This window comes from Paenochrobactrum pullorum, assembly GCF_041929845.1.
Lineage (GTDB): Bacteria > Pseudomonadota > Alphaproteobacteria > Rhizobiales > Rhizobiaceae > Paenochrobactrum > Paenochrobactrum pullorum.
In genome coordinates, this window is record NZ_JBHEEH010000028.1 from 1 (window position 1) to 13,189 (window position 13,189).

The following is a 13,189-nucleotide window of genomic DNA, read 5'->3' on the forward strand; positions in this document are numbered from 1 at the left end:
GAAGAACACCGAAAGCAGCTGGAAGGCTTAATAGATATTGAACGCGACCGCCGTATCAATGGCGGTTTTACGTTTCAGGGTGTGTTCTATCAAAGCAGATCACAGGATCGTGAAAACATTGCCGGTGCCGCTGTGGCCGCACTTGCTGCAATCTCAGCCGGTGCAGCAGCCAAAGATTACCGCTGGCATGGTGGTGATGCTGATTTTCAATGGATTGCAGAAGACAATACGCTGCATCTGATGGATGCGCAGACGATGTTTGCCTTTGGGCAAGCCGCAATGGCGCACAAGCAGGCGATGATTTTTTCAGCTCGCGCGCTAAAAGATATGGCTGAAATTCCAGCCGATTTTGCTGATGATCAATATTGGAATAGAGAGTGCTTAGTGACCCTAATTTAGCACCCTAAAACTTATAAGTCATGCCTAAAACAGCCGTTTGTTGTTTATATTTTGCTTGTCCGGCGTCGCCGTAATAGGTCTTCCTGCCAAAGTCGTGATAGCGATACTCGGCACGCGCTATGACATTATCAGTTAATGCATACTCCGCACCTGCGCCTAGATTGTAGCCGTTGCGTTTGAAAGATTCATCATAGTTTAGAAAGCCGATACCACTGTCATCTGAACGGAATGACCTGCTGTACTTTGCGTGCGCCCAACCTCCAGTTGCGTAAACCAATGTGCGGTCAAAGGCATAGCCGAGGCGGGCATTTACACTGATTAGTGCTTTTGCTTTGTCACGATAGTCGGTGAAGGACATATTCCAATCGGCAGACACGGCATTGAATGCTGCGCCAATTTCCGCGCCCACGACGAAACTGCCAATTTTATGATTATACCCAGCATAGCCTCCAATCAGGCCGCCGCTTGGCTTTATACTTGTTGTGACGGGACCTCTCGGCCCCATACCTTCGGTTTTCTCCTCAGCCCAGCGCCCACCAGCCTGAATCCCGATGTAAGCACCTGACCAGTTGTAGGGTTGCGCATTAAGGTCGGCAGCTTGCGCTGATGTGGATGCTAGCAATGTAAATGCAATAGCAAAGTATTTCATAAGTTTCCCCCGCTTCAGTTTGGAAGCTAGCGCCTAATTAATATTTAGGCAACACACAGGAATCCCCCATGAACAACACAACATTCTTCGCATATGCGAGGCGTGCGCCTTTTGGTGTGGCCCATGCGTAAGACATTACCAATAGCCCTCGATCTAATGTTCGGGCACGAGGGCGGCTATGTTAACAACCCGAGTGACCCAGGCGGTCCAACTAAATACGGCATCACGCATAAGACATTAGCCGCACATCGTGGGATCAGGTCAGTCTCTGCGGCACAGGTTCAAGCGCTAACGAAAACAGAAGCCGCGGAGATCTATCGACGTTCATATTGGACGCAGGCTGGTGGCGATTTGCTGCCAGTTGGCATTGATTACATGGCGTTTGACTATGGGGTTAATAGTGGCCCCGCTCAGGCTATCAAATCTTTACAGCGCGTTGTTGGGAGTACGATTGACGGCATTGTAGGTGGGCAAACTGTCTCAGCAGTACACAGTTATAAAGGCGACTTGATTGCCGCTTATGGCGCAGAGCGACTGCGATTTATGCGGTCTCTCAAAACTTGGTCAAGTTTTGGCAAAGGCTGGGAAAAGCGTGTAAACGACGTGCAGGCCAACGCTCGCAAGATGATAGCCGGCGATATAGCTAAGGCAACGGAACCCACCGCAATAGCCAATCCTGCTGACAGGTCATTAGCTGAAACCCTAAAAAAGCCAGAGGCATGGGGGCCGCTTAGCGGCTTGCTTGCCACAATTGGTGGATTAGCAACAGGGGCAGGGCCGGTACAGTGGGCGCTGGCTTTATTGATTATAGCGGCCATCGGTTATGGAGTGTGGCATCTTGTTAAGGCTGAGATGGGGGCGGCATGATTTCCCGCATTAAAGGCTGGGTCGTAGCAATAGCTGCGGCCTTGGCCATCCTCTTTGCTGCTTACGCCAAAGGCCGGTCAGACAAAGCTGCCGACAGCACTAAAGAGCGCCTTCGCGCCATCAACAAAGCCAGAAAGATTGAAGATGAAACAAGCCGTCTTAGCGACCGCGATGTTGATGCTCGCCTTGGTAAGTGGCTGCGCGACTAGCGGGAGTTACTGTGACATTGCGCGACCGGTTTATGCCAGCCAAAGCGACACACCAGAGACCAAGCGGCAGATATTGGCTGAAAATACAAAATTAGAAAAACTATGCGGGGTAACGCCGAATGGGTGATGTTAGATGACGCCAGCCGAAATTATGGCGGCAGTCGGGTTCATGATTATGGTTTTCGGCGCTATTGGCCGGTTTTGGTTCCAGCTAAATAATGGGCTTGAGAAAGGTAGGGCAGACCTTGCCGCTCATAAATTGCACACGGCTGAAACCTACGTCACCAAAGCCGGCATGTCTGAACAGACCGCGCAAATCATGAAGGCTATTGATGGTGTCGGCGCTAAAATCGACCGCACCAATGACCGCCTAGACGGGTTGATGCAGCCGAAAACGAGTAGGGCGCGAAGCCAGTAAAATATTTATTTCGCTCCCGCTCTTTACTTTTTCCGACCTCAACTCTCTATACATTCGTGTGAACACCACTCACGCACTAAACAGAGGAGATACTTATGCCTGTATCAGAGCATGGCGCTGTTGCGCCTATCGGCAAGACATTTGCAATTGCCGACCTTCACGGGAGATACGATCTATTGCTTGCTGCAATCGAGCGTATTGAACAATCCAGCCATAGTGGCGGCACTATCGTCTTTACCGGTGACTATGTTGACCGTGGGACACAGAGCGCAGCTATCATCGAGCGACTAATGCAAGGTCCTTCTGACCCAAAGCGATGGTAATGGGTTTGCTTGCAGGGCAACCATGAGGAAATCATGCTGACCTGCCTTGCCGCTACTGGTTTGGCAGCATCATGGTGGGTGCCAAATGGTGGAGGCGCAACGCTTTTGTCGTATGGGGCAAAGGAAGGCGACGGCTTACACGACGCTTTAGGACGAGTTCCAGATGAGCATATAGAGTGGCTGAAATCCTTACCTCTCATTCACGTTGATGAACATCGCGTTTTTGTTCATGCCGGCGTTGATGAAACAATCCCGCTTGACCAGCAAACGGCGCAGACAATGCAATGGATGCTTTACCCTGAAGGCTATGAGGGTGGACACGGCAAGCGTCATGTCGTTCATGGTCATCATCAGTTTGAAAATGGCCCGATGCTTTATGAAGGGCGAACCGACCTTGACACTCTCGCTTGGTACACTGGTCGCTTAGTCATTGGTGTATTTGATGATAACAAGGCCGGAGGTCCTGTAAGCACCATTGAAATTAAGCTACCGCCTATCAACGAGCTTAAGGCCACCCAATGACCCCAGAAACCCTTAAAGCCCGCGCTGCTGCTTATCAGCAGTACGGCGGCATACGTGCGGCTGCGAGACAGCTAAACGTGCCTTACACTACAATGCACGCCAGCCTTAAGCGTGCGGCAGAGCAGGGGCTGCTTGGCACTGCGCCGGTCATTCCAGGCTTTGCCATTAAAAGCATTGCGTCTAAACAGGGCGATGCTTGGGTAAAGCAGACCAAAGAGGCTGGCGAACCTTTCCAGTTGCCGCAAGGCCATGCCGTTAAAGGCGTGTCGGCTTTAGTCGACGCTGAAGGCCGGACAATCCAGAAGTGGGTGAAGACCGGACAAAACGCCGAGGAGCAGGAAGCTGCCTTTGCGGCTATGGTCGAGGCGCTAAAAGAAGAACTGCCGCGACTAGCGCCAACAGCCCATCCTGCCTCTGTGCAATCAGAACTGCTTAATCAATACACGGTAACGGATTCCCATTTCGGTATGCTAGCGCATCGTGAAGAAACTGGCGCCGATTATGATTTGAGGATTGCAGAGCAATTGTTGCTTGATTGGTTTGCGGCTGCAATTGCTGGTGCGCCACAGGCTCACACGGCAGTGTTGGCGCAATTGGGCGACCTTTTGCACCACGACAGCCTTGAAAGCGTCACACCTGCTCATAGGCACGTTTTAGATGCTGATAGCCGTCTGCATAAAGTAGTAAGGGTGGTCATTCGCACAATCCGGCGCATAATTGATATGCTATTGCAAAAGCATAAGCATGTTCATGTCGTAATGGCTTCCGGCAATCATGATCCCGCCTCATCAGTGTGGGTGCGTGAGCTACTTGCGGCTATCTATGAGAACGAGCCTCGCGTAACCGTCGATTGCAGCCCTAAGCTCTATTACGCTTATGAGTGGGGCAATACGGCGCTCTTTATGCATCATGGCCACAAACGCAACGTGAATAATGTTGACGCAACGCTGGCCGGTATTTTCCGCGAGTTATATGGCCGTAGTAAATACGCTTATGCGCACATAGGGCACCTGCACAGTGATGAAGGCCGCAAGACCGGCCTTATGTATGTCGAACGCCATGAAACACTAGCGGCGCCTGATGCCTACGCTGCGGGTGGAGGCTGGCTATCTGGGCGGTCTGCAAAAGTCATTACGTATCACCGGAAATATGGTGAAGTTGGACGCGCAACTCTGCGACCTGAAATGGTCGCGGGGGCTGCGGCAAATGATAATGTGAAGACGGGCTCGTAAAAGAGTAACCGCCATCTTGAAAAAATTCGTCTGTTAGATAATCATTTAAGCCATAATGGAGATATTCTCATGAGCGGCTTATTGGCTTTATTGGACGATGTTGCGGCAATCACAAAAATAGCAGCCGCATCAGTTGATGATATATCTGCCAATGCGGCCAGGGCAGGCACCAAAACACTAGGGGTTATTATCGACGATGCCGCAGTAACGCCTAAATATGTAGTTGGGATTTCAGCTTCACGTGAACTTCCAATGATTGGGCGTATTGCCTTGGGTAGCTTGAGAAATAAGGCTTTCCTGATACCAGCATTATTGCTGTTGGATTATTACTTACCGGTTGCAGTGACTGTTTTGCTAATGTTGGGCGGAGCGTATCTTTGCTATGAAGGTGCAGAGAAAATTTGGCATAAAATTATGCCTGCAAAGCCTCATGAAAATGATCAGTCAGAAGAAATAAAAGACCCTACTGTGCTTGAGGAATCCAGGGTTTCAGGAGCGGTAAAAACAGATTTTATTCTTTCTGCAGAAATCATGACCCTGGCATTGTCTATGATTGAAACCCGTTCCTTGTGGGTCGAGTTAGTGACGCTTTGTCTGGTTGCTATTATGGTGACTATACTTGTGTATGGTGTTGTTGCAGTCATTGTAAAACTTGATGATTTTGGAGTGCTACTCGTCAAAAAGGGACGTTTCGATTTGACACGTTCATTCGGACGGTGGGTTGTTCGCTCTGTTCCTAAATTACTTTGGCTACTTACAGTCATAGGCACGGCGGCGATGCTATGGGTTGGTGGGAGTATCTTCATACATGGAATGCATGAGTTAGGTATTCAGGAGCCATTCGGCAGAATACAAACCTTGGCAAACATGGTTGCAGATATGCTTTCTAGCGGTCTATCTGGGGGCGTGAATTGGTTTATCACTGCTCTAGCTGACGGAATCTTGGGCTTTGTTCTCGGCTCTTTATTAATTCTAACAGTTTCAAAAATGTTCGTACCTATATGGGAACGAACATCCAATAATACGAATTAACAATATCACCACACCACACACTTGAGGAGAAATCTATGAGATATACACGCCCGACTGATGGTCTGGATAAAGACGCACGCCTTCATATTGAGGGTGCGCCAAATAAAGGTTTTAGGCCTGATTGCAATAATCCTGATGCCCGACCACCTGCCTTAGTCGTGATCGAATCCCCGTATGCTGGCGACATTCAGGCCAACACAGCTTACGCCCGCTCATGTCTATTGGATAGCCTACAACGAGGTGAAGCGCCAATTGTTAGTCACCTGTTGCATACGCAAGTTCTGGATGACCGAAACAAGTTTGAACGGAAGTGGGGCATTGAGGCTGGCCTCGCATGGTATCCTGTAGCTGGTATATGCGCGGTTTATACGGACTACGGTATATCAGATGGCATGAAGGCAGGCATTGCTCGTGCCGAGTTGCATGGCGTGCAGGTTGAGTATCGTCGTTTAGATTCTGCTGAGGTGGCAGCATGAACAATCTAGCCCTCGAAACCTTCGGCGAGCTTCGCCGTTATGTTGCCGTCAATGACAATGCACCGCGTGTCATTGCGCTTACCGGCCTTGCTGGAAGCGGCAAGTCAACGGCTTCTGCCTATCTTCAATCAAAGGGCTACAGACTAACGAAGTTTGCATCCCCGCTCAAAGATATGCTTCGAGCTATCGGCTACAGCGAAGCAGAAATTGAAGGACACTTAAAAGAAGCGCCACGAGCAGATGGTTATACACCGCGTCACGCCATGCAAACACTTGGCACAGAGTGGGGCAGGAATTGCATGGGGCAAAACTTCTGGGTGAATATCTGGAAGGAAAGAGCCTCATCTGGTCTTATCGTCGTTGACGACTGCCGCTTTCCAAATGAGGCCGATGCCGTGCGTAGCCTTGGTGGCACTGTTATCAGACTTGAAGGCAGGGGCGGTATTGCCGGCCGTCACGTAAGTGAGGCGATGGATTTCGAGCCTGATTGCGTGATTAGCAATGATGGCAGCATTGCAGAGCTGTATGAGAGGCTGGCAAGGCTTTTACAATCATTTCAGCGAGTGTCTTAAAAACAGCCCCGCCGGATTAGGACGGGGCTTTTATTCTATCATTTTGAGCTTATCGTTGCTCAGTGGCCTCTGTAATTCTTTTGCAATATCCCATGGCGCACACATCCACATCTCAAGCTCCTCTGGCTCGGTTAGAATAACCGGCATTGCCTTGGGATGAATAGGGGCAACAACTGCATTTGGTTCACTTGTGAGGAATGCAAAAAGCGCATGGTTTTGCTGACCCTCGGACGATCTTCTAATTCCTATCCACTCCGTCCAGATACCCGCAAAGAAAAATAGCGTCTTGGATCTATCTATGGCAAACCAGTGCAGAGGCTTCTTACCGGTTTCAGGATTTGGTTCTTGAGCATATTCACTGAAAGAAGTTGCTGGCACCAAGCAGCGATTTGCAACGGTCAACCATTGCTGCCAGTGACGAGACGAGATATTCCTTACATTTGTAATGCCTTTGTCGGCATCGCCTTTAACATATATTGATGGGGTGGGCATACCCCATCGACACAACGCAAGCTCTGTACCATCCAGATTATTGCGAACTACAGGAGCGGGATAATCTGGGTATATCTTTTCATCAAATGACGCGCCGTTAGTAAAATCAAAGGTAGGTTTAAGCCTCTTTTTGATTTCGGAGGCTGATGTTTTGATGCTGTAAAGATTGCACATACCTGCCTCGCTTTAGACAAGACACATTTAATTGAAAATAGCCCCACTATTTTTATAGTGGGGCTATAAAATTAAGCTGCTTTTGCATTTATATTTTTATCCGCAAGCTTCGTTAGGTCTTTATCTGTTTGACCTTCTTCCTGTAGGGTTTCATCTAGCAGTTCGTATATATCTTTATGTCCGAGTTCTTTAGCCCAACGTTTCAGCGTACCGTATCGAGTGATTTCATAATGTTCAACGGCTTGGGCTGACGAGATTAAACCAGCATCAATAGCCGGGGAGCCCTTGTAATCATCAATAATATCTTCACCCTCTGAAATAATGCCCTCGATAGCGTCACAAGTCTTTCCCTGCGCACGTTTTCCGAGAATTTCAAAGATTTGCTGCAAACGCTCAACGTGCACCTGAGTTTGTTCATGATGCTTTTCAAAAGCCATTTTAAGCTTTTCATCTGTCGCAGCTTTTGACATTTTGGGCAGTGCTTTTAATATTTTTCGCTCTGCATAATAGATATCTTTTAAAGTGTCATAAAAGAGGTCGTCTAATGTTTTTTCTTTAGGCATAATTTTCTCCCTTTATGTGTGACTGCACTTTCAAAACGGAGAGTATGTGCATAAGGTTCCGCTAATTTATTAGATGTTTTTTCCTTGATTTAGGGTTTTGCCTGAATATCTTCATTACTTTCTAATTTCATTTGACGTGTTGGCGCATCTATATCGGCTACTCCATCTGGGAAGTACATCGCGCGGTCAAATGCAGGCGCTTCCATGAGTTCGTCCTTGGTTGCTTTAATAATTAACCATCTATCGCCATGGCCTAAGTATCCTAATTGCAATTGATCAGGGCTCACCGCCACATCTTTTTCTCCAATACCTAAAAAACCACCTACACCAATAACAGCCGCTACAATCTGTCCTTCAGCGGTCGTGACTAAATCATTTAGTTTCCCCACAGTGGCGGCATCCTCCTCATCACTTTCGTAAACTGGCTGACCAATAAAAGATGAGATTAATAATTGACCTTCCTTTGGTACAGTTAAACCAACTTTATTGGTTTCTGATGCTGTAGATGATGGTGGGTTACCAAACATATTTTTAATGTTAAGAGATGGCAAAGAGGACTTTTCTGGGCTTGTCGTAGGAATAGTGGTGTCACTGGTTTGAGCGTTGGCAGCGCTGCAAAAACTCAGTGACAATGAAATTAAAAAAAGAGTTTTCTTAAGCATAATAATTTCCTCCGTTGATTATGTTGCTTAGATTCAACTTGCGGGAGGCGTAAACGTTCCTTTTTTTTTAAGAAACGGCGATGTCTTTAGATTATACGTAGTGATCGCCGGGTAAAAATCGATGATATACAAAAGAATCGACAACTATCTTACCTCTTTGTCGCCTTCATCTTTATGCGCCATGCAAAACCACAGCTGGCCATAGCGTCCTTGAAAGCCGAAGCTTCCCCATTTTTTGCAGTTATTATGCATGCACCAATGCTCATCCATACCTTTGGATGTTCTGACCTTCTTTTCATCGCTCATGCTATGCCACCCACAAAACCGCTCAACTCTTTAAGGCGCTCCATAGCCATACGGAAACGGCCATCACAACCTTTGCCGCGACATCGTGAACGCCGCTCGACTTCGTCAAGGTAAAGCTGCTCATAGCCTTCCTTCTTGCAAATGTCGGCCTTCTTAATGTAGACGAGGCGGCGACACTTTTCACAAATCATTTCTAAGCGCTGATCATCTTCCAGATCGCGGACTTGTATTTGGCTTTTCCAGCTCATATCGCGCATTCCAAAATTTGGCGAGTTACATCAATCTCACGCAATAAAATGCGCAAGTTCATGTCTACAAAATGTGAATTGGTTCTTAGTCTTCTTGTTGTGCTGGAACTTCGCCATATGAGGCGAGCAAGCGCGGTTCATTCATATCGCCTGTTTCGGTGTCTACTGTGACTGCATAGGCAACAACGCCGGCAAAGCGTTCTGCCATAAGCCCAGCAATCCTTGTCGCACTCTCTGCGGTTTGTGTTGGCCTCATTTCTGCGGCGACTAAGTTACGGCGATTTTTACGATAGGGGATTACAATGAACTTTTCGGCTGTTTGTGCATTTGCGCTCATGTCGCGTACTCCTTTTGTTCTAGTGTGAACAAGATAGGAATATTTGTCAATATGTAGGCATATGTTCCTTAGGATGGGGTGTGGAGAATTCAAAATAAGTCAACAAATTCAAAATGTATGAGGGCTTTGGCTGACAGGAATGAAACTGCGTTTTTGAATAGTATCGTGGAGCTGACGGCTCAACACCTATAGGAATCAATCACTGTTAGGTTGCACAGTTGATCCTACAATCCGCAGTGATAATGATGCTTTAAAGTTGAGATAAGAAATATCTAAAGCTATGCGCTTTATTTCTCAGTTATGTCAAATGAAGATTTGTAGGAAAAAAACCAATAAAATCAATGGTTGTGGCGGAGGGGGTGGGATTCGAACCCACGGTACGGTCACCCGCACGCCGGTTTTCAAGACCGGTGCCTTAAACCACTCGGCCACCCCTCCGGCAAACACTTTATATTTGAACCTAGTGAACAAATATCAGCTTATTTAAGGCAAATAAGCAGTGTTGAATGTCGCCTTTATATGCAAAACATTAGAAACGTCAACTGCTTATTCGACTGAAAGAAAAATATTTTGAATGAAGCTGTTAATAAAAGTTTCAAGGTGCATCACAGCTTTCCGGAACACTCTTTTCCAGATCAAGCGGCGAGGGGGTGAGGCTGCCGGTCATGATTTCCAATGGCTTGAATGGTGGCTCTTCCTGCATCGCAGGATTTGTCATACGTAAGGTATAACAGCCGGTAAAAACAGATTTTTTGCCATCGCTATCCTCCGCCTCAATAGCAATCGGCAAACTCCAGTAAATTTGTCCGGCACCAGGATCAGGCTCTGTATCTCTTGTTTTAATAATAACAGATTTTGTATTTTCATAGCCTTTGGTAAAATCATCAAAATGCGGGTCGCGGCCTTCCTCAGAGTAATAACTATAAGCGCGGGCATATTCTTTACGGTTAATCGCATTGTAATAAGATTCGATCAACGTAACCGGATTACTTCGATTATCCAGATAATCGGGGAATTTCTCAGGTGTTTTTTCATCCTCGGTAAATGTTTCAGTCTGTTCCACGGCTTCAGATGTTTTACTCTTTTCTTGTTCATTGGCAAAAGCTTGCCAAGGAGATAGTCCGGCCAAGAAAGCAGCCATCATCAACCCGCATAATAGATTGCCATCATATTTTTGGTGCATGAAATAACTCTTGCTCATCATTAATCTGGCCTCAAATAATTGATCCCTTGCGATCATCACTGTAGGATACTAAATATAGTGAAATCATGGCAAATAGAGAGATGGTTGATGCAAGTCACGATTCTTGATGTGTTTGCTGATAGTTTCAGTACTTTTGTACAAATTGAAAGTGATCAAAATGGGCCGTTTTGCAGTCATGACCTTGACCGATGCTGCTGCTGGTCGTGTGAACGAAATAGTTGAAGCGCGTGAAAATGCGCATGGTATCCGTATCGGCGTTAAAAAAGGCGGCTGTGCCGGGATGGAGTACACTATTGATTTGGTTGCCGAGCCGCAGCAAACTGATGATCTGGTCGAGCATAATGGTGCACGTGTTTATATCGCACCACAAGCAGTTATGTTTTTGCTTGGTACGCAGATGGATTTTGAAGTGACTGCTTTGCGCACAGGTTTTGTTTTCAATAATCCCAACCAGACATCAGCCTGTGGTTGTGGTGAATCTATCGAATTGGCACCCGTTTCGGAAGAAAAATTACGTGAACTTCAAAGCTCTATGTGAAGATATTATAATAATATATTGAATTTGTTATTGAATACGCTGCCGTTTTATATAAAACGGCAGCGTAATTTTTATTTGAGAGCAGGGAGCTTTCCTGCATCCCGCCGCACCAGATAGAGCGATGCGCCAACGATAAGCACTGCGCCAAACCAGAAATTATTATCCGGTACTGCAGCAAAGACAATCCAGCCAAGAATAACATTGATCGGCAGCTTGAGATCATCAAATGGTTGCAAAAACACTGCATCAGCCTCGGAATAAGCTGCGATCTGGCAATATTGTGCAATGGCGGTGAGGGTGCCGATCAAAATTAGAATGAACCAAACTTCGGTAGTCGGGGCTGCCATTTCCGGTATACCAACACTTGAAGCAATCCAGAGTGCACCATTGATTGGCGAGAGCAGTACAAGCATATAGATTGAAATGCTGACCGAACGTTCAAAGCGGGTCAGATATTTGGTCATCACGGAATAGCCAGCCCATAAAGCTGCGGCTAGAACTGGCAGCATGGCATAGGCTGTATAGGTGTCTGACCATGGTGCAAGAATGATAATGGCACCGGTAAAGCCGACAATAGTTGTGATGAGGCGTGCTGGTGTTACCACTTCTTTCAAGAAGAAACGGGCAAACATAATTACAAAAAAAGGCGACGTCATGGATAATGCAATAACTTGCCAGATCGGCACATGGGTGAGGGCGTAGATCCATACTTGCACACCTGCCGCTGCCAGCGCTACACGCAAAATGTGCAACATAAGATGATTGGTACGCAGAGCGCGCAAACCACTTTGTATTAAAAATGGTAAAGTCAGAACTAAAGCGATCATATATTGCCAGAAAGCAATGATTACGGATGGAATGCCGGTTTTGGTGCCAGCCCATTGGGTAGCTACATTAACGCCGGCATAGGCCACACAGGCGGCCAGCATCAAACTGGCTCCCAGAAAAGATGATCTGGTGGTTTTAACAGAGGTAATTGGGCTCAACGTTGTTTTCCTGTCTCGTTAGCCTGTCACCTCAGGGTACGGGTCGAAAAACAACAATTGCCAACGGTTTCACAACCGTTTGCTCATGCAGCATTCACACCACGCTCTCTCTCATCCGGACTATAACCGTCGGCTTCGGAATTACACCGAATCTGCTGACCCTGACCAAACAAGTCAGGCGCTCGCGGGCTTCAAACATTGATATTCGTTACCGCCGGTGGGGAGTTTCACCCCGCCCTGAGAACTGGAATTCATTAATCTCAACGCCAGCTAACATAATCTGAAATCTGGCTGCTTATGAAATAAGATATGTGATGCGCGAAATCAATCACTACGTGATCCAGAATTGTCTGGTTGTGTTTCTTGTGCAGACACAAATTCATTGATCAGCGTATCAAAATCTTCAAAAGGCGGAAAACCTTCATAGCTATGCGTGGCAGGTGTTTGCACCCAAAACAGCTTTTCTTTGGTCATTGTCTCTATGAATGGCACAAACCATGTATGATCATCAAAGATGGACGGGCGCACATTGACAAATGCATCCACACCTTCGATGCGGGTAAAAATCCATGTCATGCAATGATCGCAGAAATAATGATGCTGTTGCGGGCCATGCAGACCACCGATGACAGGATATCCCTGAGTGACTTTAAAGCCAGACGAGGGTATCATTGCGGTTAAGGAGAATGCGCTACTGCTCATGGATTGGCAGCCTGTACAATGACAAGCTGCTGTCATTATAGGTGCTTCGCTCACATCAATCTTGATTTGACCGCAACGACATTGCCCGCTCAAAGGTAGTCGAGGCATTTTCATCAGGAATGTCCTTTAAACAATGATGATCAGCTTAACAGTTTACTGGTATTTCGCACTTCAAACTAGAACCCACCCTGTTATAAATATTGTTTTAGCAAGTTAAAGTTGCGACGTTCCCAGCAAAATAGAAATGCGACAGGCGCTGACGACAGCCCCCATTCCGA

At 46.9% G+C, this 13,189-nt stretch carries 21 protein-coding genes, 1 tRNA gene and 1 riboswitch; of the genes, 11 read left to right on the plus strand and 11 right to left on the minus strand.

The features are described 5' to 3' along the window. Positions 1 to 399 (plus strand): DUF4376 domain-containing protein (locus tag JNC77_RS16880; RefSeq protein WP_374834619.1); only part of this gene is annotated, 399 nt, incomplete at its 5' end. Positions 400 to 403: 4 nt separating this feature from the next. Here JNC77_RS16880 and JNC77_RS16885 read toward each other — a convergent pair. After that, entirely contained in the window at positions 404 to 1,048 is a 645-nt protein-coding gene (locus JNC77_RS16885) for an outer membrane protein (RefSeq protein ID WP_374834621.1), read from the minus strand. Positions 1,049 to 1,171: 123 nt separating this feature from the next. Between JNC77_RS16885 and JNC77_RS16890 the strand changes: the two genes are divergently transcribed. The 9 genes from JNC77_RS16890 (at position 1,172) to JNC77_RS16930 (ending at position 6,699) form a co-directional block, all read left to right on the plus strand. Then, on the plus strand, positions 1,172 to 1,915 hold the full coding sequence (locus tag JNC77_RS16890; protein WP_374834623.1) for a glycoside hydrolase family 108 protein: 744 nt from the start codon (positions 1,172 to 1,174) through the stop codon (positions 1,913 to 1,915). Continuing rightward, the gene (locus JNC77_RS16895) at positions 1,912 to 2,124 is read left to right on the plus strand and encodes a hypothetical protein (RefSeq protein ID WP_374834625.1); all 213 of its coding nucleotides are present in this window, start codon (positions 1,912 to 1,914) and stop codon (positions 2,122 to 2,124) included. Before JNC77_RS16890 ends, JNC77_RS16895 begins: the two co-directional genes overlap by 4 nt. 133 nt (positions 2,125 to 2,257) lie before the next feature. Beyond that, a complete protein-coding gene (locus tag JNC77_RS16900; protein WP_374834627.1) occupies positions 2,258 to 2,542 on the plus strand; it encodes a hypothetical protein in 285 nt (94 codons plus the stop codon). Positions 2,543 to 2,637: 95 nt separating this feature from the next. Next, positions 2,638 to 2,865, plus strand: a complete 228-nt coding sequence (locus JNC77_RS16905; RefSeq protein WP_374834629.1) for a metallophosphoesterase — start codon at positions 2,638 to 2,640, stop codon at positions 2,863 to 2,865. Between the two features lie 9 nt (positions 2,866 to 2,874). After that, the gene (locus tag JNC77_RS16910) at positions 2,875 to 3,387 is read left to right on the plus strand and encodes a metallophosphoesterase family protein (RefSeq protein WP_374834631.1); all 513 of its coding nucleotides are present in this window, start codon (positions 2,875 to 2,877) and stop codon (positions 3,385 to 3,387) included. Further along, the gene (locus JNC77_RS16915) at positions 3,384 to 4,619 is read left to right on the plus strand and encodes an oxidoreductase (RefSeq protein ID WP_374834633.1); all 1,236 of its coding nucleotides are present in this window, start codon (positions 3,384 to 3,386) and stop codon (positions 4,617 to 4,619) included. The genes JNC77_RS16910 and JNC77_RS16915 overlap by 4 nt, the downstream gene beginning before the upstream one ends. Before the next feature lie 69 nt (positions 4,620 to 4,688). Next, the gene (locus tag JNC77_RS16920) at positions 4,689 to 5,651 is read left to right on the plus strand and encodes a DUF808 domain-containing protein (protein WP_374834635.1); all 963 of its coding nucleotides are present in this window, start codon (positions 4,689 to 4,691) and stop codon (positions 5,649 to 5,651) included. Between the two features lie 35 nt (positions 5,652 to 5,686). Continuing rightward, positions 5,687 to 6,127: a DUF7768 domain-containing protein gene (locus JNC77_RS16925; RefSeq protein WP_374834637.1), complete on the plus strand. Its 441-nt coding sequence runs from the start codon at positions 5,687 to 5,689 to the stop codon at positions 6,125 to 6,127. Beyond that, positions 6,124 to 6,699, plus strand: coding sequence for a deoxynucleotide monophosphate kinase family protein (locus JNC77_RS16930; protein WP_374834639.1), 576 nt, complete (start codon positions 6,124 to 6,126; stop codon positions 6,697 to 6,699). The genes JNC77_RS16925 and JNC77_RS16930 overlap by 4 nt, the downstream gene beginning before the upstream one ends. Before the next feature lie 30 nt (positions 6,700 to 6,729). Here the strand turns inward: JNC77_RS16930 and JNC77_RS16935 are convergent, their stop codons facing one another. From JNC77_RS16935 to JNC77_RS16970, 8 genes are all read right to left on the minus strand, one after another. Next, positions 6,730 to 7,365 (minus strand): SOS response-associated peptidase, encoded by a 636-nt coding sequence (locus JNC77_RS16935; protein ID WP_374834641.1) that lies wholly within the window; start codon positions 7,363 to 7,365, stop codon positions 6,730 to 6,732. 71 nt (positions 7,366 to 7,436) lie between these two features. Beyond that, the gene (locus JNC77_RS16940) at positions 7,437 to 7,928 is read right to left on the minus strand and encodes a YciE/YciF ferroxidase family protein (RefSeq protein ID WP_374834643.1); all 492 of its coding nucleotides are present in this window, start codon (positions 7,926 to 7,928) and stop codon (positions 7,437 to 7,439) included. Between the two features lie 89 nt (positions 7,929 to 8,017). Continuing rightward, on the minus strand, positions 8,018 to 8,590 hold the full coding sequence (locus tag JNC77_RS16945; protein WP_374834645.1) for a PRC-barrel domain-containing protein: 573 nt from the start codon (positions 8,588 to 8,590) through the stop codon (positions 8,018 to 8,020). A gap of 144 nt (positions 8,591 to 8,734) precedes the next feature. Next, positions 8,735 to 8,896, minus strand: coding sequence for an EsV-1-7 cysteine-rich motif-containing protein (locus JNC77_RS16950; protein WP_374834647.1), 162 nt, complete (start codon positions 8,894 to 8,896; stop codon positions 8,735 to 8,737). Beyond that, positions 8,893 to 9,144: a hypothetical protein gene (locus tag JNC77_RS16955; RefSeq protein ID WP_374834649.1), complete on the minus strand. Its 252-nt coding sequence runs from the start codon at positions 9,142 to 9,144 to the stop codon at positions 8,893 to 8,895. Before JNC77_RS16955 ends, JNC77_RS16950 begins: the two co-directional genes overlap by 4 nt. A gap of 85 nt (positions 9,145 to 9,229) precedes the next feature. Continuing rightward, positions 9,230 to 9,481, minus strand: a complete 252-nt coding sequence (locus JNC77_RS16960; RefSeq protein WP_374834651.1) for a hypothetical protein — start codon at positions 9,479 to 9,481, stop codon at positions 9,230 to 9,232. 348 nt (positions 9,482 to 9,829) lie between these two features. Next, positions 9,830 to 9,919 (minus strand) — tRNA-Ser (locus JNC77_RS16965). A 157-nt stretch (positions 9,920 to 10,076) separates the two neighbouring features. Further along, a complete protein-coding gene (locus JNC77_RS16970) occupies positions 10,077 to 10,664 on the minus strand; it encodes a hypothetical protein (RefSeq protein ID WP_374834653.1) in 588 nt (195 codons plus the stop codon). A 178-nt stretch (positions 10,665 to 10,842) separates the two neighbouring features. On the opposite strand from JNC77_RS16970, the gene sufA reads away from it, so the two are divergent. After that, on the plus strand, positions 10,843 to 11,223 hold the full coding sequence (gene sufA / locus JNC77_RS16975; protein WP_374834655.1) for a Fe-S cluster assembly scaffold SufA: 381 nt from the start codon (positions 10,843 to 10,845) through the stop codon (positions 11,221 to 11,223). A gap of 71 nt (positions 11,224 to 11,294) precedes the next feature. On the opposite strand, the gene JNC77_RS16980 is transcribed toward sufA, so the two are convergent. Together JNC77_RS16980 and JNC77_RS16985 are read right to left on the minus strand one after the other, a co-directional pair. Then, on the minus strand, positions 11,295 to 12,209 hold the full coding sequence (locus JNC77_RS16980; protein ID WP_374834657.1) for a DMT family transporter: 915 nt from the start codon (positions 12,207 to 12,209) through the stop codon (positions 11,295 to 11,297). Between the two features lie 99 nt (positions 12,210 to 12,308). Continuing rightward, positions 12,309 to 12,458, minus strand: a riboswitch (FMN riboswitch). Positions 12,459 to 12,533: 75 nt separating this feature from the next. Beyond that, a complete protein-coding gene (locus JNC77_RS16985; protein WP_374834659.1) occupies positions 12,534 to 13,025 on the minus strand; it encodes a GFA family protein in 492 nt (163 codons plus the stop codon). Positions 13,026 to 13,189: the final 164 nt, after the last annotated feature.

What these genes read in the sequence shown, in the direction of transcription:
- JNC77_RS16885 (WP_374834621.1), bottom strand. Translation starts at nt 1,048, where the DNA reads ATGAAATACTTTGCTATTGCATTTACATTGCTAGCATCCACATCAGCG.
- JNC77_RS16890 (WP_374834623.1), top strand. Translation starts at nt 1,172, where the DNA reads ATGCGTAAGACATTACCAATAGCCCTCGATCTAATGTTCGGGCACGAG.
- JNC77_RS16895 (WP_374834625.1), top strand. Translation starts at nt 1,912, where the DNA reads ATGATTTCCCGCATTAAAGGCTGGGTCGTAGCAATAGCTGCGGCCTTG.
- JNC77_RS16900 (WP_374834627.1), top strand. Translation starts at nt 2,258, where the DNA reads ATGACGCCAGCCGAAATTATGGCGGCAGTCGGGTTCATGATTATGGTT.
- JNC77_RS16905 (WP_374834629.1), top strand. Translation starts at nt 2,638, where the DNA reads ATGCCTGTATCAGAGCATGGCGCTGTTGCGCCTATCGGCAAGACATTT.
- JNC77_RS16915 (WP_374834633.1), top strand. Translation starts at nt 3,384, where the DNA reads ATGACCCCAGAAACCCTTAAAGCCCGCGCTGCTGCTTATCAGCAGTAC.
- JNC77_RS16920 (WP_374834635.1), top strand. Translation starts at nt 4,689, where the DNA reads ATGAGCGGCTTATTGGCTTTATTGGACGATGTTGCGGCAATCACAAAA.
- JNC77_RS16925 (WP_374834637.1), top strand. Translation starts at nt 5,687, where the DNA reads ATGAGATATACACGCCCGACTGATGGTCTGGATAAAGACGCACGCCTT.
- JNC77_RS16930 (WP_374834639.1), top strand. Translation starts at nt 6,124, where the DNA reads ATGAACAATCTAGCCCTCGAAACCTTCGGCGAGCTTCGCCGTTATGTT.
- JNC77_RS16935 (WP_374834641.1), bottom strand. Translation starts at nt 7,365, where the DNA reads ATGTGCAATCTTTACAGCATCAAAACATCAGCCTCCGAAATCAAAAAG.
- JNC77_RS16940 (WP_374834643.1), bottom strand. Translation starts at nt 7,928, where the DNA reads ATGCCTAAAGAAAAAACATTAGACGACCTCTTTTATGACACTTTAAAA.
- JNC77_RS16945 (WP_374834645.1), bottom strand. Translation starts at nt 8,590, where the DNA reads ATGCTTAAGAAAACTCTTTTTTTAATTTCATTGTCACTGAGTTTTTGC.
- JNC77_RS16950 (WP_374834647.1), bottom strand. Translation starts at nt 8,896, where the DNA reads ATGAGCGATGAAAAGAAGGTCAGAACATCCAAAGGTATGGATGAGCAT.
- JNC77_RS16955 (WP_374834649.1), bottom strand. Translation starts at nt 9,144, where the DNA reads ATGAGCTGGAAAAGCCAAATACAAGTCCGCGATCTGGAAGATGATCAG.
- JNC77_RS16960 (WP_374834651.1), bottom strand. Translation starts at nt 9,481, where the DNA reads ATGAGCGCAAATGCACAAACAGCCGAAAAGTTCATTGTAATCCCCTAT.
- JNC77_RS16970 (WP_374834653.1), bottom strand. Translation starts at nt 10,664, where the DNA reads ATGCACCAAAAATATGATGGCAATCTATTATGCGGGTTGATGATGGCT.
- sufA (WP_374834655.1), top strand. Translation starts at nt 10,843, where the DNA reads ATGGGCCGTTTTGCAGTCATGACCTTGACCGATGCTGCTGCTGGTCGT.
- JNC77_RS16985 (WP_374834659.1), bottom strand. Translation starts at nt 13,025, where the DNA reads ATGAAAATGCCTCGACTACCTTTGAGCGGGCAATGTCGTTGCGGTCAA.